General features: G+C 58.6%; 15 protein-coding genes. 11 read left to right on the top strand and 4 right to left on the bottom strand.

The window, feature by feature from the left end; genetic code table 11:
• The first annotated feature begins 21 nt into the window (after positions 1-21).
• Together cobM and MHM86_RS09775 are read left to right on the top strand one after the other, a co-directional pair.
• Positions 22-813 carry a precorrin-4 C(11)-methyltransferase gene (gene cobM / locus MHM86_RS09780; RefSeq protein WP_239198511.1) on the top strand — a complete coding sequence of 264 codons (792 nt, stop codon included), beginning with the start codon at positions 22-24 and terminating at the stop codon, positions 811-813.
• Positions 814-913: 100 nt separating this feature from the next.
• Positions 914-1,270 carry a hypothetical protein gene (locus MHM86_RS09775; RefSeq protein WP_239198508.1) on the top strand — a complete coding sequence of 119 codons (357 nt, stop codon included), beginning with the start codon at positions 914-916 and terminating at the stop codon, positions 1,268-1,270.
• 179 nt (positions 1,271-1,449) lie between these two features.
• On the opposite strand, the gene MHM86_RS09770 is transcribed toward MHM86_RS09775, so the two are convergent.
• Positions 1,450-2,301, bottom strand: coding sequence for a cysteine hydrolase (locus MHM86_RS09770; RefSeq protein ID WP_239198505.1), 852 nt, complete (start codon positions 2,299-2,301; stop codon positions 1,450-1,452).
• 125 nt (positions 2,302-2,426) lie between these two features.
• Here MHM86_RS09770 and MHM86_RS09765 point away from each other — a divergent pair, with 125 nt between their 5' ends.
• Positions 2,427-3,335 (top strand): AraC family transcriptional regulator, encoded by a 909-nt coding sequence (locus MHM86_RS09765; protein WP_239198502.1) that lies wholly within the window; start codon positions 2,427-2,429, stop codon positions 3,333-3,335.
• 35 nt (positions 3,336-3,370) lie between these two features.
• Here MHM86_RS09765 and MHM86_RS09760 read toward each other — a convergent pair whose 3' ends face one another.
• Entirely contained in the window at positions 3,371-4,540 is a 1,170-nt protein-coding gene (locus tag MHM86_RS09760; RefSeq protein ID WP_239198499.1) for a MalY/PatB family protein, read from the bottom strand.
• A 251-nt stretch (positions 4,541-4,791) separates the two neighbouring features.
• On the opposite strand from MHM86_RS09760, the gene def (MHM86_RS09755) reads away from it, so the two are divergent.
• The 5 genes from def (MHM86_RS09755) to MHM86_RS09735 all read left to right on the top strand — a co-directional run bounded on the left by def (MHM86_RS09755) (position 4,792) and on the right by MHM86_RS09735 (position 7,546).
• Complete coding sequence (gene def / locus MHM86_RS09755; RefSeq protein ID WP_239198669.1) at positions 4,792-5,307, top strand: peptide deformylase; 516 nt, start codon at positions 4,792-4,794, stop codon at positions 5,305-5,307.
• Positions 5,308-5,309: 2 nt separating this feature from the next.
• Complete coding sequence (def, locus tag MHM86_RS09750; RefSeq protein WP_239198496.1) at positions 5,310-5,810, top strand: peptide deformylase; 501 nt, start codon at positions 5,310-5,312, stop codon at positions 5,808-5,810.
• Positions 5,807-6,301 (top strand): peptide deformylase, encoded by a 495-nt coding sequence (def, locus tag MHM86_RS09745; RefSeq protein WP_239198493.1) that lies wholly within the window; start codon positions 5,807-5,809, stop codon positions 6,299-6,301. Before def (MHM86_RS09750) ends, def (MHM86_RS09745) begins: the two co-directional genes overlap by 4 nt.
• Positions 6,302-6,389: 88 nt before the next feature.
• Entirely contained in the window at positions 6,390-7,295 is a 906-nt protein-coding gene (gene fmt / locus MHM86_RS09740; RefSeq protein WP_239198490.1) for a methionyl-tRNA formyltransferase, read from the top strand.
• A gap of 14 nt (positions 7,296-7,309) precedes the next feature.
• The gene (locus MHM86_RS09735) at positions 7,310-7,546 is read left to right on the top strand and encodes a hypothetical protein (protein WP_058317047.1); all 237 of its coding nucleotides are present in this window, start codon (positions 7,310-7,312) and stop codon (positions 7,544-7,546) included.
• A 1-nt stretch (position 7,547) separates the two neighbouring features.
• Here MHM86_RS09735 and MHM86_RS09730 read toward each other — a convergent pair whose 3' ends face one another.
• Positions 7,548-8,447, bottom strand: a complete 900-nt coding sequence (locus MHM86_RS09730) for a DMT family transporter (protein ID WP_239198487.1) — start codon at positions 8,445-8,447, stop codon at positions 7,548-7,550.
• Between the two features lie 55 nt (positions 8,448-8,502).
• Positions 8,503-10,266, bottom strand: coding sequence for a SulP family inorganic anion transporter (locus MHM86_RS09725; protein WP_239198484.1), 1,764 nt, complete (start codon positions 10,264-10,266; stop codon positions 8,503-8,505).
• A 219-nt stretch (positions 10,267-10,485) separates the two neighbouring features.
• Here MHM86_RS09725 and smpB point away from each other — a divergent pair, with 219 nt between their 5' ends.
• From smpB to MHM86_RS09710, 3 genes are all read left to right on the top strand, one after another.
• Positions 10,486-10,965, top strand: a complete 480-nt coding sequence (smpB, locus tag MHM86_RS09720) for an SsrA-binding protein SmpB (RefSeq protein ID WP_239198481.1) — start codon at positions 10,486-10,488, stop codon at positions 10,963-10,965.
• A gap of 165 nt (positions 10,966-11,130) precedes the next feature.
• Positions 11,131-11,988, top strand: a complete 858-nt coding sequence (sseA, locus tag MHM86_RS09715; protein ID WP_239198478.1) for a 3-mercaptopyruvate sulfurtransferase — start codon at positions 11,131-11,133, stop codon at positions 11,986-11,988.
• Between the two features lie 4 nt (positions 11,989-11,992).
• The gene (locus MHM86_RS09710; protein WP_239198475.1) at positions 11,993-13,177 is read left to right on the top strand and encodes an amino acid aminotransferase; all 1,185 of its coding nucleotides are present in this window, start codon (positions 11,993-11,995) and stop codon (positions 13,175-13,177) included.
• The last annotated feature ends 15 nt before the right edge of the window (positions 13,178-13,192 follow it).

The following is a 13,192-nucleotide window of genomic DNA, read 5'->3' as shown; positions in this document are numbered from 1 at the left end:
ATTGAAAGAGGGGCGCGGCGCATGACCGTATACTTTATCGGGGCGGGTCCGGGGGACCCTGAACTGTTGACCAAAAAGGCCGAACGGGTGATCGGTGAATGTCCTGTGTGTCTCTATGCAGGCTCACTGGTGCCGCCAGAGGTGGTGGCCTGTGCGCCCGAAGGCGCACGGGTGCTGGACACCGCACCAATGACGCTGGACGATACCCATGCTGAAATCTTGGCGGCGCATGAACGCGGCGAAGATGTGGCGCGGGTACATTCGGGCGATCCGTCGCTTTATGGCGCTATTGCCGAACAGATCCGTCGTCTGAAGGCGGATGGCATTGCCTATGAGGTGATCCCGGGGGTGCCAGCCTACGCCGCGATGGCCGCTGCACTGGGCCAAGAGCTAACCATCCCCGAGGTGGCGCAGTCGATCATTCTGACTCGTGTGTCGATGAAATCCACCTCGATGCCCGAAGGCGAGACGCTGGAAAATTTCGCCCGCACTGGCGCGACGCTGGCGATCCACCTTGGTATCCGCAACCTGCGTGAAATCGAGCGTCAGCTGGTGCCATACTACGGTGAGGATTGTCCTGTTGTGGTCGGTTACCGCGTCGGCTGGCCGGATGAGATGTTCATCAAAGGCACGCTGAGCGATATTCGCAAGAAAGTACGCGAGGAAAAAATCACTCGTACCGCGCTGATTCTGGTGGGTCCGGCATTGGGCAATGTGCGCGATTTCAAAGATTCCGCGCTTTACGATCCGACCATGCCGCACGTGCTGCGCCCCGTTGAAGGCGCCGTGCTGGAAGAGCCGATCGATCAGTAACTATCTGTAAACACTCGCTGGTCAAGCGGCGGTGTCGTGAAACCTTTGCTTGACCGAACCGGTTAGATCGCGTCACTTTGACGATAGAGGAGAACGCGACATGACAACATTTGTACCCAAAGAGGTTCAGGCTGGTCTGGATGCCGCGCGCAAAAAGGACCAGTCGCGCAAAAGCAAAATGCTGGTTGAGGCAGACGGTCAGACCTATCGTGTGCTGCGGTTCTGGGACACCGGGTTTGCACTGGACGCAGAGGCCGCGCCGCATCTGCGTGGGTTTGTGGATCTCTATGACCGGGGCGAACACCTGTATCAGTGTCTGATTCTGGCTAGCGCCGAAGAGGCGGGGCAGATGTGTTATGAGTTCAAGCGCTTGACGGCGATCACCGGTAAACAGCCCGCCGATTTTGTGCTGGATGCGGTGGAAGTCAGCGGCTTGATCGAGGAGCGACGTATCTGAGACGTTTGATTGAACATTTATCCAATGAAAAGCGGGCCCGAGGGCCCGCTTTGTCGTTCTGGCGGAATGTCTGGGGAGACAGGTTCACAGTGGCCGCTTGCGACCGGGTCAGAACGACACCCTGAGCCCCGCGGCGGTGGAATGTGCGCCGCCACGGGAAGGGATTATGCGTTCTTTGATCAGGCAGCAGCGGTGATCTGCGCAACCGCTTCTTCAGTGGTCCAGACCGCGTTGGCCATGTACCGGAAGTTGATCAGCGCGGCGAGGTAGCCGTCACCTTCGGGCACTTTTGCGGCGGCGGTGGCGTCTTTGACCACGGCAACCTCAAAGCCGTCTTCCAGCAATTCACGCATGTGCGATTCAACACAGAGGTTTGCCGACATGCCTGCCAGAATCACCTGATCCACACCGCGTTTGCGCAGCTGCAGACTAAGGTCGTTGGTGTCGTTACCGTAAACCTTGTGCGGCGAAGTGACGATGGTTTTCCCATCCTCGATGTACTGTTTGTACTGCGGCATCCAGTCGGCGCCGGAGCCTTCGAACCCGTCCAGATCCAATGGGCCTGCGCGGTTGAACATACCGATTTTGTGCATCAGCTTTTCCAGCGCACCCTCAAACTTCCACGAATGGTCGGTGGGGTAGTAGTAGTGCGGCGACACGGCGGTGGTGATGTCGTGCTGCTTGGCCGATTTGAACAGGGTTTCGATGTTTTGCACGGTGTTGTGCTCTTCGACGCTCGGGCCGATGACGCCCCAGGTTACGCCTTTGGGATGAAGGAAGTCGATCTGCGGATCGATCACCACCAGCGCGGCGCGGCTGAGGTCCAGCTTCATATCCGACGGGGGCAGGGCGGGTTCTGCCGGCTCGGCATACGGGCTTTTGTCCATTGCTGCGGCACCTTGTGCGCCAGCAAAGGTCGCGGCGGCTGCAGCGGTTGTGGCGGCAAAGCCCCCGCGCAGGGCGGCGCGGCGTGTCATACCGTGCGCCGGTTGATTGGCTTTTTGCGGGTCGTGATCATGGCAATTGCACATCAGTCATTCCTCCAATGAGTTGCAGTGTGCATAGGGGTACGGAAATCGATGTGCCTTTTCGTCCGTATGGTGTGCCCTTGGCCATAAAAACGTGCCCGATCGTCCAGCAAGTGCTAAGAGCCGATATGCGTTATGATAATCTGTTCAATGATCTGGAAATTACCACTGACCCCTTCGCCCTGTGCGAACTTAAGGGGCAATGCAACATTGGTCTGTCGCAGGATGCGTCGGCCACGCTGCACTATATTCTCTCAGGGGAGGGAGAAATCGCTTTCGCCAACCAACCCCCGTTGCGGGTCGCGCGCGGTTCGCTGGTGTTGATCCCGGCTTTGCTACATCACAGTCTGCGCAGCTATGGCACCTCTCGCGATCCGGTGCCGGAATGCCAACCTGCTCAGTTGCATCTGGCGCGTCTGATGGCGGGGGAGGGGCCTACGGGGGGCGATCAGATGACCGCGCTGTGTGGCCGCATCCGCGTTGGCCTGCGCGGGGTCAGTGATGTGATCGATTTGATCCGTGAACCACTGGTGGAACGGATCGGTGAAACCAGCGCCATGCAGGGTGCGTTGCAAGGCTTGTTGTGTGAGATTTCAAATCCCAAGATGGGGAGCCGCGCGATGATCCGCGCGCTTCTCACCCAATGTGTAATCGAGATGCTGCGTAAACGACTGGCGACAGGACGACAGTTGGAATGGATGGCAGCGTTGGCGGATCCCATGCTTTGGAACGCGTTGCGGGCGATGCTGGATGAGCCGGGCGCGAACCATTCAGTCGAAAGTCTGGCCGAAAGCGTGTTCATGAGCCGCTCCGCCTTTGCCAAACGCTTTACCGAAGCCTACGGGTCTGGTCCGATGGATCTGTTGCGGGCGTTGCGGATGCGGCAAGCGGCGGCATTGTTGCGGGATACCGATCTGCCTGTGAAACGAATTGCGGAGATGGTCGGTTTTGCCTCCCGCAGTGCCTTCACCCGCAGTTTTGAGGCGAACACAGACCTGTCACCGCGTGCTTTCCGCCAATTGCACCGCGGTGGGTAGACGCCCCGCGATCGGCAGGGCGCCCAACTGTCATATCACTGCAGATCGCCAAAGGCGGCCTGCATCCGCTTCACCGCTTCCTCCACATGGGCGCGGGGGGTGGCGAGGTTGAAGCGCAGGAAGTTGTCCCCGCCAGAGCCGAAGCTCGGGCCGTGGTTCACGGCGATCTTGGCGTCTTTCTCCACGCGTTTGGTGAAATCCTGCATCGACATACCCGTGCCGGAAAAATCGACCCAGGCCAGATAGGTGGCCTCCATCGGCATTGAGGTGAGGCCGGGGATGGCGTTGATTCCTTCGTCGAACAGTTTGCGGTTGCCGTCGATATAGTTCAGCACTGCATCGGCCCATTTGGCGCCCTCGGGAGAATAGGCGGCCTCTGTTGCGTGCAGGCCGAAGGCGTTGGGGGACAGGCCCAGTGCGGCCATGCGTGCGCCAAACTGGGCGCGGAGGGTGGTGTCGGGGATGATCACTTGACCGCAGTGGGTGCCTGCAATGTTGAAGGTTTTGGAGGGAGATGTCATCATCACCAACCGTTCCTCAGCCCCGTCGATATTGGCCATCGGGATATGTGTTGTGCCGGGGAAGACCAGATCATGGTGGATCTCATCTGACACCAGAATAAGGTCATGGCGCTTTGCAAAGGCCAACACGCCTGCCAGTTCTGTACGGGTCCAAACACGGCCGCCGGGATTGTGCGGCGAACACAGGATCAGCATCTTTTCCGACCCATCCATTTGCTGATCCCAGGCGTCGAAATCCATTTCATAGCGGCCATTGTCATTGCGCAGATCGCATTCCACCACGCGGCGGCCAGCGGCGGTGATGACGCGGGCAAAGGCGTGATAAACGGGTGTCATCAGCACCACTCCGTCGCCTTCTTGGGTAAAGGCATCAACGCAGACCCCTGTGCCGTTCACCAGACCGTGGGTGGTGAAGATCGCGGCCGGATCAACCGTCCAGCCGTGGCGGTTTTCCATCCACCAGCAGATCGCCGCACGGTAGCTGGTATCGTTGCCATAGTAGCCAAGGATGCCATGATCCAGCATGGACTGTAGTGCGTTCTGGATCGGTTCGGCCGCTTTGAAATCCATATCTGCGACCCACATGGACAGCCCATCCTCGGGCGAGACGCCGTAGAGGCTCTCCATGATGTCCCATTTCAGCGAATGGGTGCCAACGCGGTTGTGGATGTCGTCAAAGCTCATGGATGTCCCTCTTGGATCGTCTGGCGCTGCGGTGTGTCCGGCAGCTGTTCTGAGGGCGGAGCCTAGGGGCAAGCGGGGGGCGGAAACAAGGCCGTACACTCTGGTTTCCTGTGGATTGGTGCACAGCTGGCGTCAGAACTGGCATTGGCCGCACAGGCGAGGCGGTATTCTCCGTAAAAACACGGGGAAACGCGCTGTTGGGGCATACTGTCCCCATTGCGCCGCAGCCCGCCTTGGCCTACATCCACCCCATGAAACGCAAGATCCTGATCCACCCCGACCCGCGCCTGAAAAAGCTCTGTGATCCTGTTGCGGATTTGAGTGATGAGTTGCGCGTGCTGGCGGATGATATGTTGGAAACCATGTATGACGCGCCGGGCATTGGTCTGGCCGCGCCGCAGATCGGCGTGCTGCAGCGGGTCATTACGCTGGATTGCACCGCGCAGGAAGAGGCCGATCAGCCGCTGGTGATGTTCAATCCTGAGGTTGTCGCGCACTCGGATGATATGTCGTCTTATGACGAAGGTTGCCTGTCGATCCCAGATCAGTTTGCAGAGGTGATCCGCCCTGCTGAGGTTACCGTGCGCTGGATAGACCGCAACGGTGCAGAGCAAGAAGAGACTTTCCGCGATCTTTGGGCGACCTGTGTGCAGCACGAAATTGATCACCTCGATGGCAAGCTGTTCATTGACTATCTGAAACCGCTGAAGCGGCAGATGATCACCCGCAAGATGCAGAAGTTGAAACGCGAACTGGCGCGCGGCTGATTATGGCGGTGCTAGAGGTTCTGCACTGGCCAGATTCGCGCTTGCAGCAGAAGTGTGATCCGGTGCCTGCGGGCGCAGATCTGCGCGGTCTTGCTGCTGATATGCTGGACACGATGTATGCCGCGCCGGGCCGTGGGCTGGCGGGCCCGCAGGTGGGGGTGATGCAGCGGATCTTTGTTATGGATTGCGACTGGAAAGAGGGCACGCGCGCGCCGCAGGTTCTGATCAATCCTGAAATCGTCTCTGCCTCTGACGAGATGGCGGGCGGTATTGAGGGCTGTCTGTCGATCCCCGATGTGCCGATGGACATTTCCCGCCCTGCCACGGTTGTGATGACATGGCTCGACCTCGACGGTCAGTGCCACATCCGTGAGATGGCGGGGTTTGAAGCAAAATGCGCCCAGCATGAGCTGGACCACCTGAACGGCAAGGTGATCTTTGATCACCTGTCGCCCGATGACCGCACGCGGCTGGCAGCTGCATATAAGGAGTCGCGTCAATGACTGTGCGCAAATGTATCCCCTGGCCCGACAAACGCCTGCGCACCGCGGCTGAACCTGTGACTGAGATCACCGATCATGTGCATCAGGTCTGGGACGATCTGATTGACACCATGTATGCGATGCCCGGCGTCGGCATGGGGGCGAACCAGATCGGCGAAATGCTGCGCCTTATCGTGGTGGACGCGACCGAGGAGGGCAACCAGCCTGTTCGTATGGCGAATCCAGAGATCCTGCATGCTTCCGTCCAGCCAAGAGAACATGATGAGGCAAGCCCAAACCTGGTCGGTGTTTCGGCTAAAATTTCGCGTCCCCGCGCGGTGACAGTTCGGTTCATGAATGAACAGGGCGTGATAGAAGAGCGCGATTTTGTCGGCCTTTGGGCGACCTCTGTGCAGCATCAGATCGACCACATTAATGGCAAGATGTATTTCGACCATCTTAGCAAAACCAAACGCGACATGTTGATCCGCAAGGCGCGTAAATCGCGCTAAGGGTTTGTGAAATAGAAACCCATCGGGAAAATAGGGAATTGTCCCTGTGGTTCTAATCAGTGATCAGACAGCAAAAAGGACATGTAAGATGCGTGTAGTTTTTATGGGAACGCCAGAGTTTTCGGTTCCGGTTCTGGATGCGCTGGTCGAGGCGGGCCATGACATTGCCGCCGTCTACTGCCAACCCCCGCGTCAGGCGGGGCGCGGCAAGAAGGAACGACCGACCCCCGTTCACGCCCGCGCATTGGAGTTAGGGTTGGAAGTCCGCCATCCCGCATCCTTGAAGGGGCCTGAGGAGCAGGCGGAGTTTGCCGCCCTCAACGCCGATGTGGCGGTCGTTGTTGCTTATGGTCTGTTGTTGCCGCAGGCCGTTCTTGATGCACCTGCACAGGGCTGTCTGAACATCCATGCTTCCCTCCTGCCGCGCTGGCGCGGTGCTGCGCCGATCCACCGTGCGATCATGTCAGGGGATGCCGAAACCGGCATCTGCATCATGCAGATGGAGGCGGGGCTCGACACTGGTCCTGTGTTGCTGCGTGAGGCCACAGCGATTGAGGCTGAAGAAACCACTGCAGAGCTGCACGACCGTTTGTCTGCCATGGGCTCCATCTTGATTGTTGAGGCCCTGTCTCGCCTGTTTGATTTGACGCCCGAGGTGCAGCCGGAGGAGGGCGTCACCTACGCCAGCAAAATCGACAAGGCCGAGGCGGCAATTGATTGGTCCGCCCCTGCTGCAGAGGTGGATCGTAAAATCCGCGGATTGTCACCCTTCCCCGGGGCTTTTGTGGAGTATGACGGACAGCGGATCAAGTTGCTGGCCTCCCGTCTGGCAGATGGGAGCGGCGCGGCGGGCCGCGTGCTGGATGATGCGCTGACTGTAGCCTGTGGCGAGGGCGCGGTGCAGCTGTTGCGCTTGCAACGTGCAGGTAAAGCGGCCCAAGATGCCGAGGTGTTCCTACGCGGCCTGCCGCTGCCCAAGGGCACAGAACTGTAACCGGAGGGCGCGAGATGTTTCCAACCTTGATTGGCACCGTCGTGATCGCGGGTATCCTTGGCTATCTGGTCGAGAAAACCGGTTTCACCCACAATGGTATCCTGCCCTCAATTATCATCTGCGTGGGCGGTGCGTTTTTGTTCTACTTTGTGCGGATCATGTTCGGCATCAGCTTCGGCCCGCCGGGTGTGGACGCGATCCTTGCCTCTATCGGGGCGCTGATTATCGTGCCCACGCGCTGGCGTAAGTAGGCTAGCTGCGTTTGCCGCGCCACAGGATGAAAAGCCCAGACAGGACGATCAGACCGCTGCCGATCGCCATGTAATGATCAAAGCCCTCATCGAAAAATACCACCCCGATGCCAACGCCAAACAACAGGCGCGAATAGCGGAACGGGGTGACGGCTGATACTTCGCCGGTGCGCATCGCCTTCATCAGGGAACTATAGGCACAGACCCCGACCAGCACGATGCAGGCCAGCACCGGAAAGTCGCTGGCTGCGGGGCGTATCAACGCCTGACCTTCCCAGATCTGGTAGAGTAGCCCAGAGAGGGCAAGCGACAGAAATCCGTATAATCCCAGTATTGATGTGTTGAGTGTCGCAGGCGCCATGCGGCTGGCCAGATCGCGGCCCGCGAAACCCAGCATGCCCAGAACTGCCAGCACCGACAACATGGTGAAGCTGTCGCCAGTGGGGCGCAGGATTATCAAAACGCCGCTCAGGCCGATCAAGATCGCCAGCCATCGCCGCCAACCGACCCGTTCACCGAACAACAGTGCCGCCGCACCCACAACCACCAATGGCGTGGCCTGAAGGATGACGGTGGCCGACGACAAAGGCGCCAGTGCAATTGCCAGCACGTAAAACAGCCGGCCAAACACCTCAAACACCACGCGCAGCTGCATCGGGCGGGACAGCACGTCACGATGATAGAGGCGTTCGCCAGTGATCAGCAGATGACCCGCAAACAGCACCGCACCGCCAAGGCCGAAACAGATCATCGCCTGCCCGATAGGCAGTGAACCTGCGGCGTGTTTCAGCAGCGCGTCCTCAATGGCAAAAAGGATCATAGCCAGCACCATCCACAGGGCGCCGATGAAATTGGCCGATGCCGGTTTTGGCGCGGGTTTGGGAGCGGTGTGTTCTGTCATGCCGCAGTGGCATCACAGAACTGTTCAATACGCAAGCGTATGGTGTTCGCGGCGGCTATTCTGCGGCATCGCTTGTGCTCTCGCCCTCGCAGCCCTCCGGCTGGTTGGTTAGGGCGCAGATCGCATCATAATGGCATAGGAACACCTCTCCGCTCAGCGCGTCCAGCAGGTGACTGCGTTGTAGCTTGTCCATCACTGGGCCTTTCACCTCTGACAGGTGCAGCTTGATGTTCAGGTCTGCCAGGCGGTGGTTAATCTGCTCCAGGCTTTCCAGCGCGGACATATCGATCTCATTAACGGCGGAACACAGCAGCACGACATGCGCAATCGGCTCCTCGCAGGCAATGCGGTCGTAGATGTAATCTTCTAGGAAGCGCGCGTTGGCGAAATAGAGACTCTCGTCAATGCGCAGGGTGACCACCTCTGGATGGGTTTCTACCTGATGCCGCAGGATGTTGCGAAAATGCTGGGTGCCGGGAACCAGCCCCACCTCTGCCACATGGGGACGGGAGGTTTTGTAAAGAAACAGCAGGATCGACAGAATCACACCAGCAGAGACGCCAATCTCGACCCCCATCAACAGGGTTAAGGCGATGGTGGTGGCCACAGCGGCGAAATCGACGCGGGAATAGTCCCATGTGCTGCGCAGAATCGACAGGTCCACAAGACTGAGGACCGCAACGATGATGGTCGCTGCTAGCGTCGCCTTGGGCAGGAAGAACAAAAGCGGCGTCAGAAACAGCGCCGCCAGCAGGATGCCAACAGCGGTGAAGGCACCCGCGGCAGGGGTTTCGGCGCCTGCGTCATAGTTTACCACAGACCGGGCAAATCCGCCGGTCACAGGATAACCGCCACTGATCGCTGCCGCGATGTTGGAGGTGCCAAGGCCGATCAACTCCTGATCAGGGACAATACGCTGGCGTTTCTTGATTGCCAGCGTCTGCGCGACGGAGACGGATTCAACAAACCCGATGATCGATATCAGCAGCGCCGACATGAACAGTGCCCCCCAAAGGTCGATGCTGAAGGATGGCAGGCTGAAGGGCGGCAGGCCTTTGGGCACATCCCCCACGATGGCAACACCCCGCGCGCCTAGGTCAAAGCCCCAAGTCACCAACGTGGTTGCGGCGACGGCGAACACAGGCCCTGCCTTGGTTACGGTATCCGCCAAACGCGGTGGCAGGCCTAGCGACAAAAGAAGCGGCTTCATCCCTTTGCGGACCCAGAACAGGAACGCCACAGTGCTGATGCCGATGGCGGCGGTGATCGGGTTCAATTCGCTAAGATGCGTGGCGAGTGAATACAGCAGTTCGACCATGTTGTGCCCGTGCGCCTCAATACCAGCGATATGTTTCAACTGTGAGGTGGCAATCAGGATGCCAGAGGCGGTGATGAACCCCGCAATCACCGGATGGCTGAGGAAGTTGGCCAGAAACCCCAGCCGGAAAATCCCCATAACCAACAGGATTGCACCGGACATGAACGCCAGTGTGATGGCCGCCTGCGCATATTCTGCGGTGCCTTGCAGCGCCAGATTGCCCACTGCCGCTGCGGTCATTAGCGACACCACGGCTACAGGACCAACGGCCAAAGCGCGGCTGGTGCCGAAGATTGCATAAGCCACCAGTGGCAGGATCGACGCATAAAGCCCCATTTCCGCAGGTAGCCCCGCCAGCAGCGCATAGGCCAGTGATTGCGGGATCAGCATGATCGTCACGATCACCGCCGCCAACATGTCATTGGTCAGTGTGTTACGGTTGTAGCCTGTGGCCCAATCAAGGATTGGCAGGTTGCGCCGCAGGTAAGGGGGCAGTTCCATGAGTCTTATGTCCTGTCGCGTTGGTTCGATACTTATATATTCGAAATAATATATATGAAAGATCGAATGTTTTTTATCCCCCTTCCGACGCTCTCTGCTGGTTGATCCCCTTAACTGTGGCAGGTTTTGGCGCCGCTGGCTTGAAAAAACAGTCTTTGTTTCTGATCTGACACGGGCGCACGCATGGACAGTTGCGCTCATGCGCATTAGGACAGCCCCATGGCACAGAAGAAAAACGCAGATCCGAATTACAAAGTGGTGGCCGAAAATCGGCGTGCCCGATTTGACTATGCCATTGAGGATGACGTCGAGTGCGGCATTATCCTGCAAGGGTCTGAGGTGAAGTCTCTGCGCGAAAACTCTGCCAATATCGCTGAAAGCTATGCGGCGGTTGAGAATGGTGAACTGTGGTTGGTGAACAGCTACATCGCCCCTTATGAGCAGGCCAAGACCTGGGGCCATGAGGAACGCCGTCGTCGTAAGCTCTTGGTCAGCAAGAAAGAACTGTCGCGCATGTGGAACGACACCCAGCGCAAAGGCATGACGCTGGTGCCGATGGTTCTCTACTTTAACCACAAAGGTCTGGCGAAGCTGAAGATCGGCATCGCCAAGGGCAAGAAGCTGCACGACAAACGCGCCACCGAAGCCAAGCGTGACTGGGGCCGCCAGAAACAGCGCCTGCTGCGTCATGGTGAGTGATCGCTTAATGGTCTGAAGACCAACGGCGCGTTGCAAGCGCCTATCAATGATCTTTCAATCTTCAACTGATGCAGTGCGTTCTGGCGTTAGGTCGGATGGGGGCGGGTCTTGCCCTTGACGTCCTTGTTCTATAGGTCGGATATGAACTGATCGATGGGGGTGGTGATGGCCTATGATGATCCCAAAACGCTGGTGTCTACCGAATGGTTGGCCGCGCATCTGAAAGATCCTGATCTGCGTATTCTGGATGCCAGCATGTATATGGCGTCCGAGGGGCGCGATGCCCGCGCCGAATTTGATCAGGCGCATATTTCTGGCGCCCGTTTCTTTGACATTGATGATGTCTCGGATCATCGCTCTGACCTGCCACATATGGTGCCGCCGGTGGAAAAATTCATGTCGCGTCTGCGTGCCATGGGCGTGGGAGATGGCCATCAGGTTGTGGTCTATGACGGTGCCGGATTGTACTCCGCAGCGCGGGTTTGGTGGCTGTTCAAGCTGATGGGGCAGGACAACATTGCCGTGTTGGACGGTGGTCTGCCAAAATGGCTGGCCGAAGGCCGTCCCGTCGATGACCTGCCGCCTGTTATTCGGGATCGCCACATGACCGTGCGTCGCCGCCCAGAGATGGTGAAGGATGTGACGCAAGTGTCCTCGGCTGCGAAGCTGGGCGATTACGTGATCGTGGACGCCCGCGCACCCGAACGCTTCCGTGGGGAGGTGGCGGAGCCGCGCGAAGGTCTGCGGTCTGGCCATATTCCCGGATCGCGCAATGTGTTCTTCAAGTCGCTTCTGAACGATGACCAGACAATGAAATCCCCGGCCGAGATCACGGCGATCTTTGCGGCTGCGGGTGTTGACCTTTCTAAACCCGTGATCACCAGCTGTGGATCCGGCGTCACCGCCGCAGTGCTGAGTCTGGCACTGGAAGCCACGGGCAAGACCGATCATTCGCTTTATGACGGATCCTGGACGGAATGGGGGGCCTTCCCCACTGTCCCCGTCGCCACTGGAGAAGCCTGAGACCATGTTCAGCAATCTGAAACAACAACCCGCCGATAAAATCCTGGCCTTAATGCAGGCCTTCCGCGAAGATCCGCGCGACACCAAGATCGATCTTGGCGTCGGGGTCTATAAAAATGCCGACGGTGTGACGCCTGTGATGCGCGCCGTGAAGGCCGCTGAAAAACAGCTGTGGGAACAGCAGGAAACCAAGGCCTACACAGGTTTGGCCGGCGATCCCAGTTTTTCTGACGCGATGATTGATCTGGTGTTGGGCGACAGCGTGGCCCGTGACAGCATTTCTGCTGCCGCCACCCCCGGTGGCACCGGCGCCTGCCGTCAGGCGTTTGAAATGATCCGCTGGTCGAACCCAGAGGCGCGCGTGTTCGTGTCGAACCCGACGTGGCCGAACCACCTGTCGATCCTGAAATTCCTGAACATGCCTGTGGTGGAATACCGTTATTTCGATGGTGAAACCCGTGGCGTGGATTTCGACGGCATGATCGCCGATCTGAAACAGGCCAAAAAGGGCGATGTTGTGCTGCTGCACGGCTGCTGCCACAATCCCACCGGGGCCAACCTGAACATGGCGCAGTGGCAAGAGGTTGTTGCGGTTCTGCTGGAAACTGGCGCGATCCCGATGATCGACATCGCCTATCAGGGCTTTGGAGATGGTCTGGAAGAGGATGCGCAGGCGACTCGTCTGGTGGCCTCCTCGGTGCCGGAATGTCTGATTGCTGCCAGTTGCTCGAAAAACTTCGGTGTCTATCGTGAGCGGACCGGCATCCTGATGGCAATCTCTCAGGACAAGTCGCTGGTCGGCCTGACGCAAGGGTCGCTGAACTTCCTCAACCGTCAGAACTATTCTTTCCCGCCGGATCACGGTGCGCGCGTTGTGTCGATGATCCTGCAGGATCCTGCGCTGCGGGCCGACTGGGCGGCAGAGTTGGAAGAGGTGCGCCTGTCGATGCTGGGTTTGCGCGAACAGCTGACCGGTGAGCTGCAGCGCCTGTCGGGGTCGGACCGTTTCGGCTTCCTCGCACAGCACCGCGGCATGTTTTCGCGCCTTGGCACCACGCCGGAACTGGTTGAGGTCATGCGCAAAGAGCACGCGATCTACATGGTTGGCGATTCCCGTATGAACATCGCTGGTCTGAACAAAACATCAGTGCCTATTTTGGCGCAGGCGATCATCGACGCGGGTGTTTGATCGCACTTCATAAGG

This window comes from Thalassobius sp. Cn5-15 (assembly GCF_022347685.1).
Taxonomy (GTDB): domain Bacteria; phylum Pseudomonadota; class Alphaproteobacteria; order Rhodobacterales; family Rhodobacteraceae; genus Thalassobius.
Note: the sequence above shows the minus strand (reverse complement) of the source record. Positions and strands in the feature narration are given on the sequence as shown.

What these genes read in the sequence shown, in the direction of transcription:
- cobM (WP_239198511.1), top strand. Translation starts at nt 22, where the DNA reads ATGACCGTATACTTTATCGGGGCGGGTCCGGGGGACCCTGAACTGTTG.
- MHM86_RS09775 (WP_239198508.1), top strand. Translation starts at nt 914, where the DNA reads ATGACAACATTTGTACCCAAAGAGGTTCAGGCTGGTCTGGATGCCGCG.
- MHM86_RS09770 (WP_239198505.1), bottom strand. Translation starts at nt 2,301, where the DNA reads ATGTGCAATTGCCATGATCACGACCCGCAAAAAGCCAATCAACCGGCG.
- MHM86_RS09765 (WP_239198502.1), top strand. Translation starts at nt 2,427, where the DNA reads ATGCGTTATGATAATCTGTTCAATGATCTGGAAATTACCACTGACCCC.
- MHM86_RS09760 (WP_239198499.1), bottom strand. Translation starts at nt 4,540, where the DNA reads ATGAGCTTTGACGACATCCACAACCGCGTTGGCACCCATTCGCTGAAA.
- def (WP_239198669.1), top strand. Translation starts at nt 4,792, where the DNA reads ATGAAACGCAAGATCCTGATCCACCCCGACCCGCGCCTGAAAAAGCTC.
- def (WP_239198496.1), top strand. Translation starts at nt 5,310, where the DNA reads ATGGCGGTGCTAGAGGTTCTGCACTGGCCAGATTCGCGCTTGCAGCAG.
- def (WP_239198493.1), top strand. Translation starts at nt 5,807, where the DNA reads ATGACTGTGCGCAAATGTATCCCCTGGCCCGACAAACGCCTGCGCACC.
- fmt (WP_239198490.1), top strand. Translation starts at nt 6,390, where the DNA reads ATGCGTGTAGTTTTTATGGGAACGCCAGAGTTTTCGGTTCCGGTTCTG.
- MHM86_RS09735 (WP_058317047.1), top strand. Translation starts at nt 7,310, where the DNA reads ATGTTTCCAACCTTGATTGGCACCGTCGTGATCGCGGGTATCCTTGGC.
- MHM86_RS09730 (WP_239198487.1), bottom strand. Translation starts at nt 8,447, where the DNA reads ATGACAGAACACACCGCTCCCAAACCCGCGCCAAAACCGGCATCGGCC.
- MHM86_RS09725 (WP_239198484.1), bottom strand. Translation starts at nt 10,266, where the DNA reads ATGGAACTGCCCCCTTACCTGCGGCGCAACCTGCCAATCCTTGATTGG.
- smpB (WP_239198481.1), top strand. Translation starts at nt 10,486, where the DNA reads ATGGCACAGAAGAAAAACGCAGATCCGAATTACAAAGTGGTGGCCGAA.
- sseA (WP_239198478.1), top strand. Translation starts at nt 11,131, where the DNA reads ATGGCCTATGATGATCCCAAAACGCTGGTGTCTACCGAATGGTTGGCC.
- MHM86_RS09710 (WP_239198475.1), top strand. Translation starts at nt 11,993, where the DNA reads ATGTTCAGCAATCTGAAACAACAACCCGCCGATAAAATCCTGGCCTTA.